Here is a 22621-nt window from a genome sequence, read left to right on the forward strand (position 1 = left end):
CCGCCAGATACGTCGGATGTAGGGTTAGTATTTGCCTGATTTAGACTCTAAAAGAACGCACCTGCACCGAAGTATAACTTTCACAGGCCCCCCGTCATCGATGTGTAACGCACCCCCTTTCAAAATCTAACCTAATCTCACACCTTCCCTCAATCACAATTCATCCCAACCCCCCACCATCGATGTGTAAACCGTGGATTGCACACACCGCAATCGGAGTATAAGTCCCAGGGTTAATTCCCTCCCCATCATCGATGTGCAAAACTCTCCTTATTCCACGTGTTATGGTGTTTCTCGCCGATTTTGGACTTCGAACGTGGGGAGGGCTACTCAAGTAACATGGGTGAATCTCCGTGGCGTGTTGATGACTTTAGCAGGAGTTCTGATGGAGGTATGGGTGGCTCATTGGTGACTGAATCTTTAACCAACACATTATGGTATTATCTCAGTTCTGTTGGTTAACCACAAACCCTCTTCTGTAGGGCTGTGGAATCCCCCCACAACGAGGCAGTCAACGAGGATATCGAGGGATGCGCCGACGAGGTTCAGGACGGTGGTTCGGTTGTTGACTCGGAAGCCGCTGTCCTCCACTGTGCCTCGGTGGGCCTGTGCGGGCGATGCTACTAGCGTCGATTCCGAACTGGCTACAGGTACATTCTCGTTCATTCATTGTTCGCGGGCGGTTCGGTGATCCCCGCCCCTCTCAGGGGTTCGACAAATAGGACGGAGCTGCGTTCGGAAACGTATTTGACAGTTGCAACGAACTGTCCAATTAATTCAGAATGGCTGTCTTGGACGATCTCTCGGGGTTCGAGTTCGAGGACGTGATGGAGGACGTGTTCCGCAACCTCGGGTACGAGAACGTCCGCCAGGCCGACCGAACCGCCGACGAGGGTCGCGACGTCATCATGGAGGAGGTCGTCGACGGCACCCGGCGCGCGATCATCGTGGAGTGCAAGCATACGGGAACGGTCGGACGGCCGGTCGTCCAGAAGCTCCACTCGGCGATCGCGACGTTCGACTTCGACGGCCCGAAACGTGGGATGGTGGTCACGACCGGTCGGTTCACGAACCCCGCTCAGGAATACGCCGACCGCCTCCAGCAGAACGACGATCCGCATCCCATCGAGTTGCTGGACGGCGAGGACCTCCGGGAGATCGCCGACGAAATCGGGCTGGACCTCTACAACGGCCGCATCGAGATCCTCTGCGACGAAACGCTACGCCCCTACGACCCGGCAGCCGACGTCGACGCACCCGTCCAGGAGGCGTTCCGCGATATCGAGAACATCGGGGCTGCTGACCTCCCAGCGCCTCACTCGCAGGTGACGTTTCGGCCGGTGGTCGCAGTCACCGCCGACACGAACGCCGTCTTCGAGACGTCTGTCGGTGTCATCCATCGAATCAACGAGCGGACGCAATTTGTTGTCCACGCTGAACGCGGGCAGCCCCAGCTAGCCGACGACGACGTTGCGTCGCTTGTCACAGAGAATCTCCACGCGACGGTGGACCTCGACGTGGAGCGGTTCGCGGAGGTGTTCGATGCGGTCGACGAACAGAGATTCGGTCAGACGCAGACGGAGTACAAGGAGTGGGCCGTCGATAGGCTCCAGGACTACCACACGACGACGGTCACCTATACTGGAGACAACAACGTCACGTACAACAAGACCTGTGAGCCGAATCTTTCGGATATTTCCGTACAGTCGATCGAGCCGGTGTATTTGCCCGAAGTTTGCCACACGACGGAGTTGCGGAACTACTCCTATTCCTACGAGTATTTCGCTGCGGGTCCGTCACGAGTGACGAGCGAGGATGGCATCCACAGCTGTGTGCACTGCGAGACGAGCGGCGTCGACGAGACCTACAGTTACTGTCCGAACTGTGGGGCGATCGCTTGTTCCAGCCACATCAAGACCGAACGGCTCGAGCAGGAGCCGGTCTGTACGGGCTGTGCGGTCACCGACCGGTTCGCACTGAAGACGAAGTACTTCTATGACGAGGATAACCTCGACGCGTTTCGGGAGGAGTATACCGAGATGCCGATCCACGAGAAGGCGATGGAGAATACGCCCCTGGTCGGGGGCGGTCTGGTCGCGATGCTACTGGTCATTGTCGGCCTGCTCGTGACCGCTGGCATCATCTGACCTGTCACTGCTCACGCTGGTTCCGCAACAAGTTCTGCGAGGGCATTCTCCAGCGACCCGTGGAACTGCCAGCTCGCCCGTTCGAAGGCCTCGTCGGCCGGGTCATCCCAGCGGGGGAATGCGGAGTAATCATTCAGCGCTCGTTGCCGTAAATGATTCGCGAAGGTGCTCCGTAGCCACAGTCGGGGCAGTCGAACCATCGCTGTACTTTCGCGCCGTCAGCGGACTTTTCACCGACACGGACGTCGTCGTTCGAACATTCGGGACAGCACAACTCGGGCGCTGGTCTGTCACGGAGTTCATCCCGGAACGTGGTTGCTTCCTTCGTCTCGAAACCACGAGACCAGATCAGATAGCCGTCAACGAGGATCACCCCGCGCCATTTGAACCGGTAAGAGTCCGGGGCCCGATGCAGGATGGCTCGAGCACCGGTCTCCGTATTTCGATATGCGAGTGTGGGGGTACGACTCTCTCGCCGCCAATTAGTGAGTCGTGGCATGGTTGATCAGACGTGGACATCGGCGGGTACTATCCAGAGATCCTCACTCTCCTCAAGGACTCGGTTCAACTGTTCTCGATGTCGAATTCCGGTTGCGTGTTCGGTATACAGGAAGATCGTCGGCCCATCGTACGCTCCAACCTGATGGAACGCGTGGTGGGCAAGGTTCTCGTCGCGCATGATCTCCTCGGTGGAAAGCTCGTCAAGTGCCTCTTTCACCCGCTGGAGGTTGCGCTCGAATTCGTTTTTCGTGGCCTTCCACCCTCGGTTGAGCAATTCCTGGCCATCGTCCGAACCAATGGACGACGCGGTCGGGAGATTGTCCCACCGTGCCTTCCCGGCTACTGTCGTGTCTTTTTTTTATCGAATGTCGCGTAGTAATCAAACACTGTGCAGGAGTGTGTGTCCGCACCCACAAGTCGGTCGAACACTGCTTTTCCAGAGGCCAATGCCTCTTTCTGGGTCGATGCCTCTACGAGTGCATAAATGAGCATATGCATTTTGAACACCTCTTAGCACCGACGCGGCGGGTCCAGTTCGATTACCTACCCATGATGCGCCGGCACTTTTGCCGGCGTAGACAAAACTGCCATCACCTCCAATTGGCAAGTCAAGTGGACAACAGGCTATTATCTTGATGCATAGCGTTTCATAGAATTGGTCACAGCCAGCAGCGATGCTCACTGTATCTGCTTATTGAGCAGTTGTTGTCGATACATTTTGCGCCACGTCGCCTTGCTCGACAGTTATCCTCCCTGTTCCGAATCGCAAGGTATTGTCCGTTCGACTGTTTCGACAGTAGCCTGGAAGCGGCGTTTCATGCGTGTGCAGGACAACGACGATTTCATCACCTAGTGTCAGTGGCTGATTGTTGACGGTGGCATTCGTGAGATGGAACGTCCTGCCAGGGGTGATTGGGAAATCAGCCGATGAGTTTGCAAGTGAATACGTAGATTTAGCATCAGTCTCTGAATCAAGGATGACAAGTGAGAGACCCTCCGTCAGTTCGGCCGTCAATTCATCTCCCGAGTGGTACGTCACATCGATTGCGCCAGTCGAAGATTCGTATGAAACATTCATGTCTACTACAGGGGCTGAAAACGCTAGAGTATCTTGACATGGACTATAGAGATAATTGCCAGTTAGATAGAAACCACCAAGAGCGAGAATACAGGCAGCCACGACTGCTATTTTGAGGCGAGGAGTGATCCATTCTCGCATTCTAGTCAGTTGTGTGAACAGAGCGATTATATTCCTTTTCCATAGTCATGAGGCTCACTATGGCTCCTCTACTGAGCGGATCGGGGGAGCGACGAACGGCTATGTAAACTGTTGTATGACACCTTTCACTAATTATAACTGGAGATACCCTCGCATTTATTGTCAAAAGAACTATATTAGGGGATGATAACCATCCGATATGATGGCTAACTCCAAGACGACAGCGGTTGCCAACGAACGAGTGACCCTCGGTGAAACGGTCATCACAGAAATCGCTCGCCGCGAAGATGTGTCGCCGTTGAATCTCCCGCCGCTCTATGAGACGCTTGAGTCTGATCTGTGTGACCAGTTGTTTGAATCAACCCCAGAATTCGAGGGCCTCGAACCAGTCTCCTTTCAGTATCACGGATACAGTGTTCGGATCCAAGTGGATGGGACCGTCAGAATCGTCGCTCAGGAGTAGGAGAGATGATCGCCTCTTCCACCTGTTCGTATGACAGATGAACGATCAACGTTGCAAAGCCAGTCTTCAGTCCTGTTACGGGCGACTGCAGTCATGGGGTTGCTCACCGTCCTGATTGCCGCCCAGATTGCGGTGCTGTATGCGTATCTGTACTTGCTTGTTACCTCTCCAGCGGAGGGGACACATCCGCTCGCGTACCCGCCGTTGTGGTTCATCGGACTCATGACGGGAGCCGCTTTGGTCGTCATCTGGCGAGCACGCCGAGGGAGGTGGGGTGACGACGCTGCGATATTAACAGCAAGCGGCTTCATTCTCCTCGGGGTGGCGACACTGACAATGAGAGCCGTCTGCGAGACAGGGGGAGGCAGCATCGCCGCACCCACCGTCCCTACGCTGGAATTCGGGTGGATGTGGTACTCCCAAGGCTACTCTTCGCCAAATATCGGGTCACCGGCGATCCAGGCGGTGAAAACGACTGGGCGGAACTGTACTGCATCCCTTGGTGTGCTTCCGATGGTCATCGGCTATCCTGCGCTAGCCACAGGGCTGTGGCTGCATCGCTGGCTAGATGGCTTCCTTGCGAGGGTTGTGTCTGGCGTCAACGCGCGCGTTCATAGAAATGAGTGAACCGCCAGCTAGACTGTTGAAAACGCGGCCCCATCTTCATCGGTGAGTACCACATATCGTAAGCCAAGAACTCAGCGTAAGATGTGACCTTCCCGAACATCTTGTTTTAAAAGATTCTCTCTACGGACCACTCTGTGACTGGTTTAATCCTGATCAGAACTGGTGCTGCATTCGTACCCTATTCAAGAATTCCGTGGGAAGCGCTCTATCATACAGTTCTCCTGTCCGCTGGTAACGGCTCTATCTGACTGGCACTCCCCAGGGTATAATCCGGTGGACTCCAGCTTCGATCTCCTGAATACTGTTGATCTGTTCCTCCCAGGGATGAGTCCCATGAAACGCTCGAGAGAACGTCTCGTCAATACCAGCCGTTTCACTCACGAGGAGAAGTGACCCAAACAGCATATAGTCCGGTGCGATCTTCACGTCCGACCATTCATATCGTGGTGAAAGGACCCTCAGCAACCGCCAGGGCAGATTTTCCCGCAGAACCGACACCTCTTCACTGGTAAGACCCAGTTCGGACAGCATCTCTGGCACTACTCTTCCATTCCGAAGAGCATGGGTGATATACCCCTCGACGAGCGTCTGGACACGGTTCCTGACCGCCAGATGGTCCAAGCGGTCATGAGAGTATTGGGCAGCAAGATGTTCCTGAGCTTTGATAGCGACGGCTTGCTCAAACCCCTCTCTTAAATACGGATGGTCCCACGTTGGTGAATCAAACTGATCCTGGTAGGCATGGGCAAGTTCCGATGCCAGAAGGGAGGACGCTCTGGCCGAAGAGGTCGGACTGGTGCTCACGCCGATCATCCCCGTATCCGGGCTATATCGGCCCGTTACGGGGAATGACTTGAGGAGGTTTGGGGAGAGCAGCGATAGCAACTCTTTGCGGGAGCAATCGTACACCAGGTTGCTTTGCCATGTGCTGCGAACGGAGGTTGAATCGACTTCAAAAAGACCATCGTAGAAGGTCGTGAGGACATCGAATCGCTCATACACTGCTTCTGTACTGGCAGTCTCCTCACCAACCTCCGTTGTGCGTGTCTCTGGAATGGGAGCTGCATCTGGAAAGTCCGACCGATAGTCAGTTACAGCATTCTTCGTGACCGTCCGAAGTCGCGCAAGGAAGTCTTCGTCAGTCCTCATTGCCAACTGGTGTCTCCCACGGATAGTGACCGTGTCTCTCGAAATAGGCTGTCAGTACACGCTGGTGGGTATCCGCAGGGGTCCAATGATCGAGATTACCGAAAGGATCGCTCACGCTGGCGAACTGCGTCCCGTCAGGTTCACGGCCAAATCGTGGCTGATGACACTCGGTACAGACCCAGACCGGCCACCCACTGTCTCGCGTCGTCGATCGCCCGGTAAACCGGTGTTCGGTGTCCCCGTGACACTCGCGACACTGCAACTGGCGCGTTGGCGCGTCTGGAATCACTGGCAACGTCGAGTCGTATCGCTTGACAACCCCGGGAACGACCCAGAACTGCTCGTCGGCTGCACTGATTTCTTCACGGAGGTCTCGGACCTCGCTCCGGGACATAATCGCAGTGCCGTCTTCCGTGAACAGGTGCGCCAGTGGCTGCTCGGCAGTCCAGTCCGTTTGCTCACTGGCTGTGTCGAGCAGACGGTGGCCGGTGTCAGTGTCGGTCTCGACGCTGTCGACCAGGTCACCCCAGCCAGCAGTGAGATGCTCCGCTGGCGCCGTTTCGAATGCTCCCACGGGCTTGACCTCGGCGTCTCGACAGCCAGGGGCGAGATCGGTTGTTGCTGCGAGCGAAAACGCGGCTGCACCGAGGGCCTGGGCCATGTATTCCGTGTCTGCGGGGACAATCGAGAGGACGACCCGTCCGAAGGACCACTCATCGTCGGCTGGGGAGCCCTGTGCAGCGTTCGGTGACCGAATCCCGTGTTCGGCGCAGAACTCACACTGAGTCTGGTGTGGTGGGACTGTTCGCGAGCAGGATGGACAGGTCCGGCGGTCTGCACTCATGTCGTCGGGATAGTTGCCACGGCTGCTGGTACTGTCACGCTGCAGGTCGTCGTAAACGACGCCACGCGGCTCCATCGGGTCGTCACGATCGTCCATTACCGGAGCGTTGCTCGTAATCACCTATATACCTCCGCCTCAGTGACGGAAAACAAATCTGTCGCAGTGACCTGCGTTACTCAATGTCGTCGATGTGGATGGGGCGGAATTACAGGTCGGTAAGGCACAACCTCGGAGGATGCGTAGTGATGTGTGCCTTTCTTACACTGTGATCGGCAGTGAATCGACTGCTCAATGTGTGTGCGTACTGAACATGTCTATCTACTGGGTCCGAAACTTGGTAGAGATGGATCGTCTGTTTCAAGAATCAATTCGAGCACAGTGAGGAACACGAGGACTGTTCCAAAACCGAATAGATAGATACCAAAACCTGGTTCCATCCATGAGGCCATGCGCGTTTGCGTCACTCCATGGATTTTGTCATAGGCCGTCACCGCGACGTAGGAGTTCGCGAACCCGACGAGACTGAACAGACCAATCAAAAGAGGACGCCATGTCACACGGAGGACTGCAATTCCGGCGACCACCGCCAGGAGTGCCAGCCAGAGGCCATACTGTTCATGAAGGCCAATCACGGTTCTGTGACCGACACCAACGTGATACCGCCAGGGCACTAGAAGACTGGTCACGATCACCAGGCATGCGATAATCCCGAATCGTTGGCTAGAATTAAATGAGTTTGGCAATCTATCTTTTAACACTATTGTGTGGTAGGTAGGCGAATAATTATTTCCTGATGCGTGTTTTCTATACGATTCATAAGTAATGTCGCTACTTATGGTATTGGGTAGCAGTACTACTATCAGGACTTCAAATTCAACGATCAGCAGTTGGAGTACTTATTGAAAAACCTGTGCTGACCGGCCTTGCCCAAGAACCGGACGTGATCTGGAACTGCTCAATAGACCTGCATACCGAGCAGTTCCCCCGGCCGGCTGTCCAGCACTCCCGACGTCGACCGGGTTTAGGTAGCCGAATCTATGATATTCAGCTGTTGAATTATCTTCCCTCGATTACCGGTTCCTTTGTCGATATTGACTCTAGCTTGTTTCGTTCTATAGTTACTACGAACCGGAGCTTCAGATACGGATAGTCTGATTGGGGGAGTAACGCCCAACTCTCGAAGACGTATTTCCCATCTGGGAAACACGCCCCGTTCTCGGGCATATTGTAGATCTCGTATTTGTTACTGACAGTATCCCCTGGCCCAAGATTTGGTATCTTGGCAACATCGTTTATCAATATTCTCCCATGGTCAGATTCCAGTTGCCAACAGCCATCAACAGGAGTTGATGGAGGTGTATTTGACCCCATCTCTGGATGATAGAGGAACAGCTGATCGGAAGACCCTGAGCTATCAGACACTGCCGACGAGAACGGTGGTGTCGGCCCAAACTCAAGCTCCACTGGGAAATCGGCGGAATTGCTCAATTTGAGCCTGATTTGAGGAGGGTGTGATTCGTCTGCTCGGTGAAGAAGGGCCCCACTCCAGTCGAATGAAAACTTGGAACGTGGAACCGGGGTCATTGTCTGTGTATTAGGCGTTTCAGAGACAGTACGGTTTGTGTTATTATCAGATTGGTCTGGTCGTTGACAGCCCGAAAGACTCAGTCCTACCAGAGGAATTCCCACAAAAAATCTTCGTCGTGAAAGTGGAGGGGACATACTCCCTAAAGTATAACCGAGATATAAGTTATTTCTGTCGACATTACTGGTGAGGGGACTCACTTTCAGTTACGCCGGCCAAAAGGACACGGGACGGACATCAAGGGAGAAATCGGCGTCCGTTCCGGGTGTGACGAGCCGACCGATTCGCCCGCAGCCAGGTGATAGCCATCTCGCGGTTGATGAACCACGTCGGGTGTGATCGGACGCTCGCGGACCCCGTAGGCTAAGACCAATCATGACCACGAGGCCTGGGCCTCCGAACTTACTATTCGAGATTGCTCTCTTGACACACTGTAGTGACCGGACGGGCAGCAAATCTGGTGCTTACTGCACATGCGCATCTATCACAGAAGCCCGCTCGCTCAATTGGAGATGATTGTCTCTGTATGCCGTTATTTCACGCCATCCATAGTAAGGAGACCCCACGTCCCACCACTGAACAGAATTGTCAAAAGCAGTCGTGTCGCGAGTCCTGATCGCTGGTCGAGATTCAGGCCGAACGTGGCCCCCATAACCCCAAGTCCAACGAGCACTGCCGTCGGGACGGCAACACGATCGTTTCGATAACTACGGATGCCGAGCAGAGTGATCAATACACCGGTTCTGACGGCTGGGGAATGCGACGAATTGGTCTGTGGAGAACTCATCCCGCCTGATTAGACGGAACCGTCTGCCAGGTCTGAACTTCCTGAGTGGCAACACTCTCGTTCGAGGCCGAAACCTGCTCGAATATTGGAATATATCTGAATTCTATTCCCGAAATCCGCTTGCACGGTCATTTCTACGCTATTATAGACACGGAATAACAGTAATTGACCCGAGTTTTCGTCCATCCTCCGAAACTGTGGATAAGGTCGATAATCAGTTCGATATCGCTTTTTGGGATGTATATCGTCCCGGCGTCAACGCGCGCCGAATTCTCTCTCCGTTGTGTTCGGACAGCTCGGAGACCCCGATTGCCTAGGGGGAAATATCACCGTCCGGCGTCGTAACAGTCGCGTCCTCGGTCACCCACAGGAGAGCGACGGGCGGGTTATTCGTCGCTTTCCTCCTCGATGAGAAGGTCGGTGAACAGTGACCATGAACAGTCGATGTCGTGGTGCTCGATCAGATCGAGCGCGGCCAGAACGGCGCTGTCGTTGGAGAATCCATCTGACGCGAGGTCCCGCAGGTTCCAGCAAACTGTCTCGATACGCCCGCCTTTCCGGTGGAGATTCCCCTCTGGTTCCATCGCCAATCCGAGTTCTTTCCAGTCCTCGACAGTACCTTCGATGGTGAGCGACCAGGCCTCTGGGCCGCCGGCGCGAACGTAGCCGTCCATCGCGTGTTCATCGAGCACCCAGTCGACGATCGTGTTTTTGCAGAGCGTTGGTCCCCGACCCTTGAATTGTGGATCGAGGACTTGTTCGAACGCGTCTGCGGTGTTGATTTCGTGCTCGATAGCCACCTCACTGACCTCGTGGGTAGCAACGATCTCGGCCTCGTCGTCTGGGCAGATCTGACGCGAAAACGTTGCTGGGCCGGTTGCGACCACTGTCACTGTCGGCAACGCCCCGGTGGTGGGTTCGCTGGACTGGTCGAAAACCGATTCGGCGTCGAGCATCTCTGCACTGGAGTCTGTTGTCATCGTGGGTCAGGAGGGACCATCCCTCCAGTTCCCTCGGGGCAAACAAACCGCGGTCGACACCCCGTGTTCGATCTGAAAAACCCTCTAACCACGGGAATGAGGCGTTCTCTCTGGGACTTTCACTCGAAAGTCGGTGTGTTCAGATACGCGCCCTGAACGCGACGAGCGATTGCGGCTGTGACTCGTCGCGGACGTCTGGGGAGGCGACAGCCGAGTCCTCAGTGTTCAGGCAACTTTCCGTCGGGGCGGGGCACCAGGCCTGCCCGGATCTCAATATCGACCCGGCGGATGTGCTTACACCGATCAACGCGCTCGTCGGGACAGCTGCACTCTTCGGCAATCACGTCGACCTCGTAGTAGCTGTCCGAGGCCGAATGGACCTCGTACTTGCCTGGCTTTTCGAGGAACGAGACGTCCATGTCCTCGGTTTTTGCGCGCTCGGTCCGTGGTTCGTCGTCGTCTTCGACGGCGAAGGGATCCTCGTCGGAGTCCTCCATCTCGCTGTCTGCGACCCGGGCTTGCATGACGCCGCCATCGGCCATCGCGTCTGCCGACCCACTCCAGCGGGCGTCCTCGACACGGACGTGACCGGCAACCGTCTCGGCCGAGAGCGGGCCAATCGAGAGTCGATCGACGAGCCGGAGCACATCCCACTGCGAGGCAGTCTCGGGCGGCTGGATGACGAACTCGTGTTCGTCAGTGCGTTCGATCGTGTACTCGCCGGTGGGGAGACCGTCGGTGATGAAAGCGGCGACGCGGTACACTGAGAGGCCCGTCACGGCGTTGGACTGGGCGTGATCGAGACGGTCTTGACATCGGTCGCTTGGGGGACCAGAGTGCTCGACCGTCGCGAGTGCGCCGACTTTGCACTCAGGGCAGGTCCAGAGGATCGCCATCCGGTTATTTGAGGTGTGTTGCGACCCGCGTTCGAGGCTCGTCTCACAGAACGCACAAGTTTCGACGTCAGGTGTTGTCTGCTCGCTCGCGTCGCTACTGGCGGTGGTGGTGTCGTCGGTTGACATGCTGTGGTCGCGGAACGCCCACAGTGGGACGCTCCCTCACCCGCTTCGGGAGAATAAACCGACACGGCAGCTCTGGTCAGGCTCTCTCAGATCTAGATCGATCAACAGCTGACTTTGGATGGAATAATACAGCGTACATGTACAGTAGCGGAGCTGTGCGAGAACCGCACTGACTGCCCCATCGAATTAAGTCGCGCCCCGAACACCCGCACGGGTGTTGAGGTGCGCTTGTTCTCCCAAACCGCCTCAAAATCTACGTCTAACCTCTCTCTAATAGGGCTCCGAGTCTCAGAACTAGCTCTTGTTATGATTTCTTCGCTCCTCAAACTCTCTGAACTAGAACGGCCGTTTTGGCCCTGTTAGACCAGTCACGAGGCTAGAGTGTCCAGACAGTCCGAATTCCGTTATAAGATAATCTAATCTCAATATCACTCCTCGAAACAGAAGCAGGCAGGTAAAATATCATAATTCCTGACTCTTCTTCCCCAGGGTCACCGGACAACACAACCCGGGGATAACTAGTCCCCTCCACCGGTGATGTAAGTTCCAACCCGTCGACTGAACGCCCCCCGATGTTCGTATAAGTCTGGTCTCCCACTACGATCGTCAATGGCTCTTCCCATCGCTCAGGGAGACTTTGCTGATCTGTCGTTGAATTTGTCGCAGTGAATCTAGCGACAGCTATCTGCTGATCATCGCCTACCTCCAACCCCTCGACTACTGGTGATTGAGTAAGCGCCAAGTCTGAGACTGTATACTCGATACCTTGTGGACCTGTCCACGTGTCGCCCAACTGTACCTCTGGTGCAACGATATCTATAGTCTCAGTATTTGTTGAGCCGACCGAAAGATCAGCACTGCCCTGATAGTATCCGTCAACAGCCAGTTCGAGCTTCTCATCTCTGGTTTCGCCCGCTTCAAGCGTATACTCAAGCGTTCGGCTGTCTGAAAGAAGGTCGGACGTCACTACGGTAGTATATCTACCAGTCCGGCCGCCCGTGTTCTTGACCGATACCGTGGCTTCAACGGTGGTGCCTACCTCACCCTCTTCAGGGAATTGGATCTCTTCTGCAAATGTGACCGTTTTTGCGTTATCAAATTGTAACTTCCAGGTCACCGGTTCGTCATCCTGTGTTCGCATCTCACGCACCCGCAGCGTCCCAGCAGAAGTGTCAGCAGGAATCTCGAAGACCAACCACCCACGGGTCGTACTCCCGATCTCAGGGCCTGTAAACCCGCCACCGACCTGATATAAACTGGCGTTCACAGGTCGGTTGAGACTTTCGACATCGACGTTGTCGATGCTGTAGGAAGCCGATTCAGACTCAAGTCGGTAGTCTGTCCTCGCCGGTACTGTGCCGTTTTCGGTTTGTTTTCTGGCCTGTACGTCAAGGAGGATGAATTGTTTCCCGTCTTCTGGACTCACTACGGTGTTGCTGTAGTCGCCGATGGCATACAGCGTCTGCGTGACTACCACCTCATTAACGGTGAGGCGGGTCTCTCCAGACGAGACGCGTGTTTCGCCGGTCTGATCAACCGCTGGTGTCGTCGTACTGTTCTCAGCTCCAGTCGTTCCCTCCCCCGCAGTGCTGTTGTCACCGCCTGACGAGCAACCAGCGACACCAGTAATGCTAGCCGCGCCAGCAGCAAGCAAGTACTCACGCCGTGACACTCTTTCTTTTGACATCGTGTCGGACATATTGACTTCCTTCTTAAATATCAAATCGATTCATCATCTGACGAGGCGGATTCTCCGACCCCTGAAGTCCGGGATGAAGCCGACACCCATCTTGACAAACTGCCATTCGATAACAAGGTCGGCTCTCTTCACCCCCTGGGCTCACGGGAACCTTGCAACGGCGTATACATTGCCAGTTTTGCTGAATAGGTGCTCTCTACTGAGCGCTGATAGATTGAGGTGCCCCCTTCTCACTCTCCGTTTGAGTTACTCGGCGAGACAGGTGCGACGTACTGCGATTTGATGGAATCGCCTTCCTGCCATTGCAAATGGATGTAGCGGTTGTCCTTGATCTCCTTCGTGGTGAGGGTGCCTTTCGAGCGTGGCAGGTCGGCTTTATTACGAGCGTTCCTGACCTGGTCGTCGAACTCGTCGTCGTCCCACTCGTCGGGAACTTCGTAGACAGCCTGGGTCTGGATCTCTTGGGCAGCTTCGGCCTCGCGATAGTTGGCCAGTGCTTCGGCATACCGCGCTAGTTCTCGGAGCGTCTCGGCGTCCTGCTTTTGCGTTCCCTCCCGAAGATATTTCGGCAGACTGGTAGGCGGCTCAGGCTCACCTAATTCGAGGCGGAGTCCCCACCCTCAAGGAGCGCCGGGCTTCCGGCCCCGGCGAAAGCACACGCGAGTAGGGTGGGGGGACAGCGAGGGATCGGAGAACCCTCTGCCCGTGCGAACGGGCCTGCGGCCTGTGAGCAGAAGCTGACCCGGTACCGACCAGCCGCCAGACTGTTGCCTACCAACTCCCAATCATTAAGTGACTATAACCATATATGTGAAAATATCGTGGAATACCGTCGTACCGCCGTTATAAAGCTCGACACGCCCGAAGGCACGGATCCACACCTGCGGGAGACTGTCGATCAGTTTAAATACTGCGCCAACACAGCGAGCGAGTGGTGCTGGCATGGTGACGACGGATACCACGTCACATCGAAAGCAAAGGCCGAAGATGCACTGTACGACCAGCTACGCGAGGACACGGAGTTGACCGCGAATCTCGTCCAAAAGGGGATTCGCCAAGCCGTCGAATCCATCAAAAGCGGCGTCGAACGTCTCAAAAACGACCAAAATACGTCCTGCCCGACGTTCACGGCGGATACCGCCATCTACGACAAGCGAAGTGCCACGTTCCACCGTGACCACGTTTCGCTATCGACACCGGACGGGCGTATTGAGTGTGACTACATTCTTCCCGACGATGCCGACATACCGCCGACAAAGTACGTCGCCAACGAGGACTACAAGTTTCGGCGGGCAACGCTCCATCGGCGCGATGGCCACTGGTATCTCCATGCGTCGATGCTCAAAGAGGACGACGACACCGAACCCACCTCCGGGCACAGAACAGTCCTCGGTGTGGACCTCGGTGTGAATCAACTTGCGGTCGCTTCAACCGGACGGTTCTGGTCGGCAGACGAGTTTAACCACTGGAAGCGAGAGTATGAACAACGGCGTGGTGACCTCCAACAGTGCGGGACACGGGCGGCTCACGACGCGATAGAAGGGGTCGAACAGAAAGAGGACGGACGCTTCGAGATATTCCTGCATCGTGTCGCCAACGAGATCGTGGCCGAAGCCGTCGAACACGACTGTTCGCATATCGTCTTCGAGGACTTGACCGACATTCGTGAGAACGTGCCACAGGCGTCGTGGCACCATTTGTGGGCGTTCCGTCGCCTCTACGGGTACGTCGAATACAAAGCTAGAGAGCAGGGCGTCGAAACCGTCCAAGTGGACCCACGGAACACTTCGAAGCGGTGTTCGGCCTGTGGATTTACCCACGAAGATAATCGCCACGGCGAGGACTTCGAGTGTCAGGATTGCGGCTACCAGAACCACGCCGACTACAACGCTTCCAAGAACATCGGCTTGCAGTATCTCCGGCGTCGGCAAAACGCAGACGACGGAGGCGCACCCGTAGACGTGCGCTTGAATCGCGGGACGTTGAACGTGAGTGGAGAGTACGACCTTCCCGCCTCATCTGAGGCGTAGAACGGGAGTCCACGCGAAAGCTCTACCCTCAACGAGCGAGTGGGGCCATTGCCCCCGAGCGAAGTAGGGTAGGGTAGTTTACTGGGCATGGTTCACATTCTCGTTAACCAACTTGTGACCCGGAAAAATGACTCTGTTGGTTAACTATATGCTGGCTCTACCCATGATTCGTATAGGTGGCTATGGGCTTGCGGATTCACGACCGTCGCGACGCCGGTCACGTCGGTCAGACCGTAGTCTTCGCGGAGCAGAGCGTGGATGTTGGCGGCGATCTCGACTGCCTGATCTGGGGCTAGCTCGTCCCCCTGAGTAGGAATATCGTCTGGTCCAATATCGTGAACCTCGATGAACCCCCGGTCCTCAGGCATTGCTTTCCTCCTGTCTGGCGATTATCATCGTCGTTTCGGGCGTCTCTCCGCCGACTTCCCTGATTTCGATGAACTCCGAGGTGGCGAGGGTCTCTTTGATCAGATCGATGAACGGCCAGTCGGCTCCCGGTGGGAAGACGACGGTGGCGCTGTTGGCTGTACGATCTGGGTTGTCGGTGTTGTTGTTCATGGATCTCCCCACTCCTCTAGGAGAAGACAAACTGGGTGTTACCTCGACTACTGTTGCAATTCCTTGATCCGTAGGACCAGCGATTCGATGATGGCGACCCGCTGCTCATGAGTGTTTTCGTAGCCGATGTACTGCTGAACTGTCTCAACACGGTCCATGCAGGAAATCCCCGCTTTGATCCGGTCGATGTCGGAGCAGTCTAGCAACCTCTCGGGCGGAAGCTGCTCACGCAGAGCGGCGTCGCGATCACTCGTGCGAACACCACCGGGGAAGTCACCAAGCGTGACCTGCTCGTCGCGCTTGAACCGACACTCAGGATAGTGCGCTAACAGCGTGTCGTCGACAACCTCCCAGAACCCGAACTTACGTGGTTCGACCGACTGCCAGAATCGAGCCCGTGGCAGTGCTTCGTCGACGCGTTGACGCTCGTCACGGGACCAGGAGTCGCGCTCGATGTGGGTCATCGGCGACGTCCCTCCGGTCGGTCAGCCATGTACTGCTCGGCGAGATCGAGTGCTTCGGCGAGTGTGTCACGAGAGCCGATGGGCTTGTTCGCTCGGACCAGTTGCCAGCCAGACGGCTTCTGTTTCAGGAGAAGTGTCTTCGGTGTCTCTGGAATGTGCCAACCAACAGTATTACTGGTGTGGGCTTGGTATTGCCACTCGCCAGTGGCAGCATCGATAGCCCGCTCTTTGGTATTGAGCAGTTGGTCCCCTGCAGGTGACCGGCGACCGCCAGCGCCGAAATCGCCGAGTGTCGTGTTCATGCTGAGAACCTCCCCTGCTCGGACTGCGACTGTTGCCACCTGGCGATGATCTGTACTGCGGCCTCGAATACAGCTGCAATCTGCTCGTCGACGGACGCGTCATTGGTAACGTTGACGTCGAGGAGGAGCCGGAGTTCGTGAATATCCTCGATACTGAGGACTGGCATTTGCCGAAGCAGTGCTTTCAGGATGTATCCCTTTACATCTCGGACGGAAGGAGAACTGGGAAGCTGACAGACGACAGTTGTGCTGATCTCGGCGTAGGCGTCAGTGACGCTGCCTGCGTTGAACTCTAGGTGGTCGGTGTCTTCGAGGGCAATGCGCTGACCGGTATCTGCCTCACTTGTTGACTGCATCCTCACTAGCTGGGGGCACACAAACGGCCGGCTGCTAATTTGTAACCAACATAGCACGTCGGATCGGCCTGATGTTGGTTAATTTCTCATTGGAAGGTTGATGATTAGCGCGTGACCGACGATTCCGCAGGCGAGTAGCGAACTCACCACAGGTGCGACTTGGATGTTGACGTCGAGGACGATGAGACTGCCACTTGTAAGCGGTTGTGTCGCATGAGTCGGTAGAGAAATAAACCAGAGGGGCCACCACACACCGAAAATATTGGTTACGCTGACAGCTCTGAGAACTCTATGGGACAGACCGAGTCTGTGTCGTGGTCTCTTCTCCGGGTGCCGTTCGTGTAGGAAGGCATGGAATCCAGGTAGTACGAATTCAGTCACTACGTGACCCAATGGGCTGTATTACCAATACCAGGGCCGGAGAATGGCTATGTGCGGAAGAGAACAAGGGTGGATAGGCTGGTACACCCATACCAGCACACACAGCACTCAGATGGCTTGAGGATGTCTCTTCCGTGCTTCACCCATAAGCTCCACGTCCCTCTCAACACTCCGTACCCACCCACTTTCTGGACGTACATGACGTTATAGTGATTGTACAGAGCGTCCATCTGGGTAACTCAGTGCTCTCTCTACTGTGGGACCATACGAGGCGATCTCAACTGCAACGATACAGAATTGCAGGAGAGCGGCAGCAATCTAATTCTCGGTATGAGGAAATCGTCTTCGTATGAGATGGCGGCCCACCGTCACAGAGTCATCCGCTGGTGAAACGAATACCCGGACAGTTGGTCAGTGTACCGTCTGTGGCAAGGTATACCCCATCGAGAAAACAGCAACCAACGAAGTACGTCCGATTGGGACCGACGGCACCTGTCTCTGTGGCAACTCAAATTTCACAGTGCCGTCAGAAGAAGCGCAAACATCCGGGAATGATAAATAGGTAATAACGCAACCACTTCGCTGGCTTATAGTCCGTAATACAAACTTGTAGGATATTGAAGTGTGTTCTGCGGAAGGGAAGTCCAACAGATGGCGGTCTCATCTGCCAGTGCCGACTGCAGTCGGCTGCTGGTGGCCAAACCCTTCCACTTCCGCTGTTGTCTTGTCATCTCAACGCCCCACCCTCTGACTCAAAACCGAAGTACAAATCAAGGGACTATCTAGACTCACTCGCTCTGTTGTGTGAGCTGAATATATCCGTCCGCATGGGCCGTCACCTCATAACCGTGATAGGAAAACGAAACCTGCCCTGCCATGCGTGGTGAATTGGCGACCGGATCAAACAGTTGATCAAGTGCATCTGGATCAACGACTGACTGCAGTGGGTTGAGATCCGTTGGAGAAACGTCTTTAGCCCGAGCGACTTCAGCGACAACTCGCTCAGTCATCGTCAGCCGGTCCAATTCAGCCGTTTCAGACTCTAAGCATGCCATTGGTCGGACCTATACCGCCACGTGGTAAAGGTGTTTTGACGATTTTGTTCGAATATTCAACCCGCGAGCATGTATTTGAACAATCCTGGCATAATAATTTACAAGATTGTACGCCGTCGAATACAACCCACTAATACTAGGATGTCGTAATTGGCTATGCGTTTGAATATCGGCCGCTATGTCGATCTGCTGGAGACTCTCGCTACACATCGGTTCTCCTTCCATCGGTGAGCGCGTCCAGGCGGCGCTGCTCGGTTGCGATGAATCGATCGGGGACGTCCTCGAAGGTATCGAGCGAAGCTTGTTCTGTCTCCTCGATGTCGATACTGGGACGGTCGACCTGCCAGCGGGCCCGGTCCCGGGTATAGCCACCCCCGAATGCGGAGAGTTCACCGGCCTGTGTTGGTACTGCTGATTGCAGTGTCTCTGCTCGCTCAATCAGCCATTCGTGCCGCTCACGATCGTCTGTGAGGTCCTGATCCTGGAATGGGAATCGAACGGTTGCTTTCGGAGGCAGCGTCTTGATCGACTGCTTCTGGTCCGTCGCGAGCGATTTCGGGCGTTGCTCGAATATCTGTCGCTCGCGAAGCGCGGCGACGTAGTCGTCATCAGCGACGACGACCAATTCCCTGCAGGGGGACGCTGTCTGATCGGCGCGATACGGTCGCCGAAGCCAATCAGCCAATTCTGTTCGGACCGACAATGCCCACCTGTCGAGACGGGATTTGACTGGCTCGCCGGGTGGAAGTTCGTACTGCTGATCAGTTTCGAGTGGCTCCGATCGAAGATCTGCGACGGTTGCGCCGACAGGTTCGATCTCGTGACGTGGGGGAACGACGCCGTGGTCGGCCGACAGCACTGCCCAGGTGTTCGCTTGCCGGTTCGCTTCGCCAGCCCACTGGGTCGCTGCAGCGGCGTAGTGGCATTTGGCGACGAACGCCGGCGACAGTGAGAGGTCCTGGCCTTCGCACGGTTCATCGGCGCTCACGTCTGAACAACCGACGAGGACGAATCGGCCGCGAGTCGCGTCTGCGCGGGTATTGTTACTCAAGGTTCCCTCACCCGCTCTGGGGAGAACAAACGTCGACGGGCGTCAGTCCCTCGTGGTATTCGACGCGCTTGCGCTCGTGGTCGGAGCGATATGCGAGTGTCTGGCCGTTCTCGTACTCGACGACGATGGCATCTTCGAGCTCGCGCCCACTGGCATGGTGGCCATCGACGGCCCAGACGCGGTCATACGGATCAGTTTCAAGCGGGCACTTGCCCGACTCGCTAACCGGCCACACTCCGACTTGCTGCCAGTATCGCTTGATCCAGTCGAGACTCCGGCGGACGGTTTCGCGGATCGAGAGGTCGTCGGCGTTCTGGTAGCCGTGGGATGTAAAATACTCGCCTTTCAGCGCTGCGAGATGCACGCCATTCCAGTCGACACCAACGATGTCGGCAGGTGGTTCGCCGGTAACGCGTGGTTGAGTGAGCGCCTGAATCGCCTTGTACTGTTTCGGTGGACTCGCACCCAGCAAATGCACCCGCCGTCCTCGCCAGTCCACGATATTCGTGTACTCGTCGGCGGTCTGATCGCTGTAGCCCATCGGATACCCGAGGACGATATCGTCGTCGATGGTGCCGATCGCGTCGCGGCACTTCGGGACAATGATGATCTCGACGTCGTCGAATTTGTCTTTCAGTTCCCGTGCTGCTCTGTTGTAGCGACGTGCTTCCGTTCGGTCGTAGGCATCGCCGAGGATGCCAACCCGGGGATTATAGCCCTCGAAGCGGCGGATATATCGGTCCAAGTCGGGATTGCGAAAGTCGTTGTCGAGGATTTCGACTGGGATGTCGACGTTCCGCAACGTGTTCTGATACGTGTAGTCCTCGCGAATCCCGACCGCAAAGCCAAGTCGGTAGGCGTCGATCACGAACGGCTCACGGTGGAGGAATCCGACGTAATCGGCCAGCTGTGCGTCGGTGAGTGCTGCTGCTGACCAAGAAGCGTATACGTCTGAAGACATCGTATACCTGAACGCCATGGACGGCGTCCAGCTGGTGAGCGCAGCACAAACTGATTGAGAACTGTCATCTGGGTTGGCTACTGAAGATTCGACTGATGGAATAGCGGCGCCGTCAACAGGATGTACTCGCGAAACACATAGATAACGGAGGGGTCACACTGGACAGATAATGGATCTATCAAACTCACTGTGCAAGATACAGAGAACCCCATACAGCACGACTAAATTGAAATCGTTCTCACACATACGATTCCAGAAAACGACCAGTTGTGAGTTGCTGAGAGGCTGCTGCTCAGTTTTTAGATCGCCAGGCGGTAGCTGCTGCGTCGATAACCTCTAATGCATCTTGACTACCATCTGCTTTCCCCTTCTCGAAATCCTCCTCAGTCTGCCCCATCTGGTTGGTCACGTGCGCGAAGCAAACGATCGGTCGCTTCCGAACCTCCGCAAACGTATACAGCGCTGCTGCTTCCATTTCGACAGCGAGGATTCCTTCAGACCGGGCTCGTTCAATTGCAGTCTCAGTCTCCCGAAATGGGGCGTCAGTCGTCCACGTTGTCCCCGTATACACAGGTCGTGAGACCGATTTGCATGCCTCTTCGACCGACGCACAGAGATCAGCATCGAGCGTCGCATACTGGCTTGCTGATCGGTAGTGATGACTCGTCCCTTCGTCACGGAGCGCACGGTCTATAAGGACGAAGTAGGGTGGGTCGTCTTTCGGAATAATTTGACCTGAGGAGGTGACACTGATGAGGAACTGGCAGCCGGCAGCGAACAGCTGCTCTGCGACGAGCACGGCGAACGAAGCGCCGACCGCACAACCCACGATACCGAATTCCTCGCCATTGTATTCAAATCGATAGAGGTCGGTATGATAGCCAGGCCACGTCTCGTCTTTCGCTGCTTCATCAGTGGCCATGAGCTGTCGCACGATATCCCCATCTGGATCGAGAATACAGATATCCGGAACCGAGCGTTCTGGGAGGTCCTTCTGCCGTCGAGCATTCTCCAACAGCGCACTTGGCCTGAAAACGGACTGTTCGTCGAATGCTTTCGCCTCGAAAAGCGGAGATGTCTCCGAGTCGGACGAGCCAGACATGTAGTTCCTATTCAGGGAACCCCGGCAAGGATATTGTGGTCACTCACGCGGCGTCCCGACGACCGCTGAGATCGCGGCTTTCGCTGGATCTGCACTCTCGAAGATTTCCTCGTCGGAGATACTCAAGAAAAACTCTTGCTCGCCATCGACGTATTCCAGTATTGTGTCCGCCAACTTCGCAGAATCCCGGTGGACCATCCGCTGGAAGTACGATCCGTCCCGCTGAAGATTCGATTGGACGTACTCCGAGTGTGTATTCAACAGCAATGTAACGAGAGTTCCATCGGAGTCGAGGACGCGAGCTGCTTCTGTCAGGACTGCATCGATATCGGGTATGAATTCGAGCGTGGAGATGCAGACGACGGCATCAACAGACGCAGTCGCAATGGGAAGAGCGGTTGCATCGCCACGAATGAACGGGGCAGCCACTCGGTCTCGTGCGGCGTGAAGCATCGTCGCTGAGCGATCCAGCCCGAGTATCTCGCGTTCGGGAAAGCGTTCTTCGAGCGACCCGATGCCGCAGCCAACGTCGAGAATCCGATCGGCACCTGAGACCTGCTCTTTGACGTATCTTGCTTCACGGTCCATGACCGCAGTCCCGAACTCGCTCTCACAGAACCGAATGAAACTCTCGACGTCAGTCATTGTAGACTCGTGCCTCCGCCTCGATTTGTCCCTTACCAACCATCATTGTAAGCACCGCCCTGATTTTCCGTCTACGAGAACTGTCACGAGGTCTCAAGTGCACTCTCGCCATTGTTCTCCTATGGAACTCGGAATCATCCTCGAGACGAACGATCCTGAGCGCGTCTGGAATGCCTTCCGTTTGGCAAATACGGCACTCGATGCGGACCATTCAGTCGAAGTCTTCCTCCTCGGAGATGGCGTCGAGGCACCAGCCCTCGAACACGAGAAGTTCAACCCACACGGCGTGATGCGCAAGTACACGCAGAACGGCGGCGACCTCTTTGCCTGCGGGACGTGTCTCGACTCCCGCGACCTCGATGCAGACGACCTCAGACCCCGGGCTTCGATGGACGACTACCTCCGAATCGTGGAGGACGCTGAGAAGGTACTCACTATCGGATAGCCAGGCAACAAATCCAGTGACCTTCCAGCAGCTTAATCGGCAGCCTGTTCGGGCTGTCGTGTCTTTTCGACCTGTAAGGGGTCGTCCGTCGCTGTCGCGGTGACCAAGCGCAAGAACTGCCCCGCGTTCGTGAGGAGTTTGTTCTCCGCTTTCCGGAGGTGTTCTTCGTACGTCGACCGCGCGACGGCAGTTTTGTCGGCCAGATCCCGGAGTGACGTCTTCCGGGGCTGTTCGTAGTAGCCGCTTTC

At 55.8% G+C, this 22621-nt stretch carries 25 protein-coding genes and 2 pseudogenes; 6 read left to right on the top strand and 21 right to left on the bottom strand.

The annotated features are described in order from the left end of the window. The first annotated feature begins 782 nt into the window (after window positions 1–782). Entirely contained in the window at window positions 783–2147 is a 1365-nt protein-coding gene (locus MU553_RS22040) for a restriction endonuclease (protein WP_247381681.1), read from the top strand. A gap of 133 nt (window positions 2148–2280) precedes the next feature. Here the strand turns inward: MU553_RS22040 and MU553_RS22045 are convergent, their stop codons facing one another. From MU553_RS22045 to MU553_RS22055, 3 genes and pseudogenes are all read right to left on the bottom strand, one after another. Next, the gene (locus MU553_RS22045; RefSeq protein ID WP_247381683.1) at window positions 2281–2646 is read right to left on the bottom strand and encodes a zinc ribbon domain-containing protein; all 366 of its coding nucleotides are present in this window, start codon (window positions 2644–2646) and stop codon (window positions 2281–2283) included. A 6-nt stretch (window positions 2647–2652) separates the two neighbouring features. Continuing rightward, a pseudogene (locus MU553_RS22050) lies at window positions 2653–3146 on the bottom strand (DUF7995 family protein). A 193-nt stretch (window positions 3147–3339) separates the two neighbouring features. Next, window positions 3340–3867, bottom strand: coding sequence for a hypothetical protein (locus MU553_RS22055; RefSeq protein ID WP_247381685.1), 528 nt, complete (start codon window positions 3865–3867; stop codon window positions 3340–3342). A gap of 199 nt (window positions 3868–4066) precedes the next feature. Between MU553_RS22055 and MU553_RS22060 the strand changes: the two genes are divergently transcribed. Both MU553_RS22060 and MU553_RS22065 read left to right on the top strand, forming a co-directional pair. Next, a complete protein-coding gene (locus tag MU553_RS22060; protein WP_247381686.1) occupies window positions 4067–4330 on the top strand; it encodes a HalOD1 output domain-containing protein in 264 nt (87 codons plus the stop codon). A 93-nt stretch (window positions 4331–4423) separates the two neighbouring features. Next, entirely contained in the window at window positions 4424–4957 is a 534-nt protein-coding gene (locus MU553_RS22065; protein ID WP_247381687.1) for a hypothetical protein, read from the top strand. A 240-nt stretch (window positions 4958–5197) separates the two neighbouring features. Here MU553_RS22065 and MU553_RS22070 read toward each other — a convergent pair whose 3' ends face one another. The 7 genes and pseudogenes from MU553_RS22070 to MU553_RS22095 form a co-directional block, all read right to left on the bottom strand. After that, on the bottom strand, window positions 5198–6106 hold the full coding sequence (locus tag MU553_RS22070) for a hypothetical protein (RefSeq protein WP_247381688.1): 909 nt from the start codon (window positions 6104–6106) through the stop codon (window positions 5198–5200). Further along, window positions 6096–7046 (bottom strand): hypothetical protein, encoded by a 951-nt coding sequence (locus MU553_RS22075; protein ID WP_247381689.1) that lies wholly within the window; start codon window positions 7044–7046, stop codon window positions 6096–6098. The genes MU553_RS22070 and MU553_RS22075 overlap by 11 nt, the downstream gene beginning before the upstream one ends. 960 nt (window positions 7047–8006) lie before the next feature. Continuing rightward, complete coding sequence (locus tag MU553_RS22080) at window positions 8007–8414, bottom strand: hypothetical protein (protein ID WP_247381690.1); 408 nt, start codon at window positions 8412–8414, stop codon at window positions 8007–8009. Between the two features lie 1294 nt (window positions 8415–9708). Then, window positions 9709–10302 carry a hypothetical protein gene (locus MU553_RS22085; RefSeq protein ID WP_247381691.1) on the bottom strand — a complete coding sequence of 198 codons (594 nt, stop codon included), beginning with the start codon at window positions 10300–10302 and terminating at the stop codon, window positions 9709–9711. 218 nt (window positions 10303–10520) lie between these two features. Further along, window positions 10521–11324 (bottom strand): hypothetical protein, encoded by an 804-nt coding sequence (locus tag MU553_RS22090; RefSeq protein ID WP_247381692.1) that lies wholly within the window; start codon window positions 11322–11324, stop codon window positions 10521–10523. 164 nt (window positions 11325–11488) lie between these two features. After that, window positions 11489–11599: pseudogene (locus tag MU553_RS23920) on the bottom strand (IS6 family transposase); the annotation flags it as partial. Between the two features lie 101 nt (window positions 11600–11700). Next, window positions 11701–13023, bottom strand: coding sequence for a hypothetical protein (locus MU553_RS22095; protein ID WP_247381693.1), 1323 nt, complete (start codon window positions 13021–13023; stop codon window positions 11701–11703). Between the two features lie 308 nt (window positions 13024–13331). On the opposite strand from MU553_RS22095, the gene MU553_RS22100 reads away from it, so the two are divergent. Then, a complete protein-coding gene (locus MU553_RS22100) occupies window positions 13332–13538 on the top strand; it encodes a hypothetical protein (RefSeq protein WP_247381694.1) in 207 nt (68 codons plus the stop codon). A gap of 306 nt (window positions 13539–13844) precedes the next feature. After that, a complete protein-coding gene (locus MU553_RS22105; RefSeq protein WP_247381696.1) occupies window positions 13845–15053 on the top strand; it encodes an RNA-guided endonuclease InsQ/TnpB family protein in 1209 nt (402 codons plus the stop codon). 140 nt (window positions 15054–15193) lie between these two features. On the opposite strand, the gene MU553_RS22110 is transcribed toward MU553_RS22105, so the two are convergent. The 10 genes from MU553_RS22110 to MU553_RS22155 all read right to left on the bottom strand — a co-directional run bounded on the left by MU553_RS22110 (window position 15194) and on the right by MU553_RS22155 (window position 21928). Next, window positions 15194–15421 (bottom strand): hypothetical protein, encoded by a 228-nt coding sequence (locus MU553_RS22110; RefSeq protein WP_247381697.1) that lies wholly within the window; start codon window positions 15419–15421, stop codon window positions 15194–15196. Then, window positions 15414–15611, bottom strand: coding sequence for a hypothetical protein (locus MU553_RS22115; RefSeq protein ID WP_247381699.1), 198 nt, complete (start codon window positions 15609–15611; stop codon window positions 15414–15416). Before MU553_RS22115 ends, MU553_RS22110 begins: the two co-directional genes overlap by 8 nt. 47 nt (window positions 15612–15658) lie before the next feature. After that, window positions 15659–16075, bottom strand: a complete 417-nt coding sequence (locus MU553_RS22120) for a DUF8129 domain-containing protein (protein WP_247381701.1) — start codon at window positions 16073–16075, stop codon at window positions 15659–15661. After that, window positions 16072–16377 (bottom strand): hypothetical protein, encoded by a 306-nt coding sequence (locus MU553_RS22125; RefSeq protein ID WP_247381703.1) that lies wholly within the window; start codon window positions 16375–16377, stop codon window positions 16072–16074. The genes MU553_RS22120 and MU553_RS22125 overlap by 4 nt, the downstream gene beginning before the upstream one ends. Further along, on the bottom strand, window positions 16374–16733 hold the full coding sequence (locus tag MU553_RS22130) for a hypothetical protein (RefSeq protein WP_247381705.1): 360 nt from the start codon (window positions 16731–16733) through the stop codon (window positions 16374–16376). Before MU553_RS22130 ends, MU553_RS22125 begins: the two co-directional genes overlap by 4 nt. Before the next feature lie 1169 nt (window positions 16734–17902). Continuing rightward, on the bottom strand, window positions 17903–18169 hold the full coding sequence (gene ddfA / locus MU553_RS22135; protein ID WP_247381706.1) for a DdfA family disk-determining factor: 267 nt from the start codon (window positions 18167–18169) through the stop codon (window positions 17903–17905). Window positions 18170–18371: 202 nt separating this feature from the next. After that, window positions 18372–19220, bottom strand: coding sequence for a DUF6884 domain-containing protein (locus MU553_RS22140; protein ID WP_247381708.1), 849 nt, complete (start codon window positions 19218–19220; stop codon window positions 18372–18374). A 7-nt stretch (window positions 19221–19227) separates the two neighbouring features. After that, window positions 19228–20181 carry a DUF6610 family protein gene (locus MU553_RS22145; protein ID WP_247381710.1) on the bottom strand — a complete coding sequence of 318 codons (954 nt, stop codon included), beginning with the start codon at window positions 20179–20181 and terminating at the stop codon, window positions 19228–19230. 292 nt (window positions 20182–20473) lie between these two features. Continuing rightward, window positions 20474–21283: a nucleoside phosphorylase gene (locus MU553_RS22150; protein ID WP_247381712.1), complete on the bottom strand. Its 810-nt coding sequence runs from the start codon at window positions 21281–21283 to the stop codon at window positions 20474–20476. Between the two features lie 39 nt (window positions 21284–21322). Then, entirely contained in the window at window positions 21323–21928 is a 606-nt protein-coding gene (locus tag MU553_RS22155; protein ID WP_247381714.1) for a class I SAM-dependent methyltransferase, read from the bottom strand. 121 nt (window positions 21929–22049) lie between these two features. Between MU553_RS22155 and MU553_RS22160 the strand changes: the two genes are divergently transcribed. Next, window positions 22050–22373 (top strand): DsrE family protein, encoded by a 324-nt coding sequence (locus MU553_RS22160; RefSeq protein ID WP_247381717.1) that lies wholly within the window; start codon window positions 22050–22052, stop codon window positions 22371–22373. Between the two features lie 32 nt (window positions 22374–22405). Here MU553_RS22160 and MU553_RS22165 read toward each other — a convergent pair. Further along, window positions 22406–22621: helix-turn-helix domain-containing protein (locus MU553_RS22165; RefSeq protein ID WP_247381719.1), on the bottom strand; the 216-nt coding region annotated here is incomplete at its 5' end.

The sequence above is a fragment of the Halorientalis brevis genome (assembly GCF_023077655.1).

Bases quoted from the DNA above. Each gene is read 5' to 3' on its own strand.
- MU553_RS22060 (WP_247381686.1), top strand. From the start codon at position 4,067: ATGATGGCTAACTCCAAGACGACAGCGGTTGCCAACGAACGAGTGACC.
- MU553_RS22045 (WP_247381683.1), bottom strand. From the start codon at position 2,646: ATGCCACGACTCACTAATTGGCGGCGAGAGAGTCGTACCCCCACACTC.
- MU553_RS22120 (WP_247381701.1), bottom strand. From the start codon at position 16,075: ATGACCCACATCGAGCGCGACTCCTGGTCCCGTGACGAGCGTCAACGC.
- MU553_RS22130 (WP_247381705.1), bottom strand. From the start codon at position 16,733: ATGCAGTCAACAAGTGAGGCAGATACCGGTCAGCGCATTGCCCTCGAA.
- MU553_RS22095 (WP_247381693.1), bottom strand. From the start codon at position 13,023: ATGTCCGACACGATGTCAAAAGAAAGAGTGTCACGGCGTGAGTACTTG.
- MU553_RS22100 (WP_247381694.1), top strand. From the start codon at position 13,332: ATGGATGTAGCGGTTGTCCTTGATCTCCTTCGTGGTGAGGGTGCCTTT.
- MU553_RS22040 (WP_247381681.1), top strand. From the start codon at position 783: ATGGCTGTCTTGGACGATCTCTCGGGGTTCGAGTTCGAGGACGTGATG.
- MU553_RS22070 (WP_247381688.1), bottom strand. From the start codon at position 6,106: ATGAGGACTGACGAAGACTTCCTTGCGCGACTTCGGACGGTCACGAAG.
- MU553_RS22125 (WP_247381703.1), bottom strand. From the start codon at position 16,377: ATGAACACGACACTCGGCGATTTCGGCGCTGGCGGTCGCCGGTCACCT.
- MU553_RS22145 (WP_247381710.1), bottom strand. From the start codon at position 20,181: ATGTCTTCAGACGTATACGCTTCTTGGTCAGCAGCAGCACTCACCGAC.
- MU553_RS22055 (WP_247381685.1), bottom strand. From the start codon at position 3,867: ATGCGAGAATGGATCACTCCTCGCCTCAAAATAGCAGTCGTGGCTGCC.
- MU553_RS22150 (WP_247381712.1), bottom strand. From the start codon at position 21,283: ATGTCTGGCTCGTCCGACTCGGAGACATCTCCGCTTTTCGAGGCGAAA.
- MU553_RS22155 (WP_247381714.1), bottom strand. From the start codon at position 21,928: ATGACTGACGTCGAGAGTTTCATTCGGTTCTGTGAGAGCGAGTTCGGG.
- MU553_RS22090 (WP_247381692.1), bottom strand. From the start codon at position 11,324: ATGTCAACCGACGACACCACCACCGCCAGTAGCGACGCGAGCGAGCAG.
- MU553_RS22075 (WP_247381689.1), bottom strand. From the start codon at position 7,046: ATGGACGATCGTGACGACCCGATGGAGCCGCGTGGCGTCGTTTACGAC.
- MU553_RS22065 (WP_247381687.1), top strand. From the start codon at position 4,424: ATGGGGTTGCTCACCGTCCTGATTGCCGCCCAGATTGCGGTGCTGTAT.
- MU553_RS22085 (WP_247381691.1), bottom strand. From the start codon at position 10,302: ATGACAACAGACTCCAGTGCAGAGATGCTCGACGCCGAATCGGTTTTC.
- MU553_RS22110 (WP_247381697.1), bottom strand. From the start codon at position 15,421: ATGCCTGAGGACCGGGGGTTCATCGAGGTTCACGATATTGGACCAGAC.
- ddfA (WP_247381706.1), bottom strand. From the start codon at position 18,169: ATGGCATGCTTAGAGTCTGAAACGGCTGAATTGGACCGGCTGACGATG.
- MU553_RS22115 (WP_247381699.1), bottom strand. From the start codon at position 15,611: ATGAACAACAACACCGACAACCCAGATCGTACAGCCAACAGCGCCACC.
- MU553_RS22160 (WP_247381717.1), top strand. From the start codon at position 22,050: ATGGAACTCGGAATCATCCTCGAGACGAACGATCCTGAGCGCGTCTGG.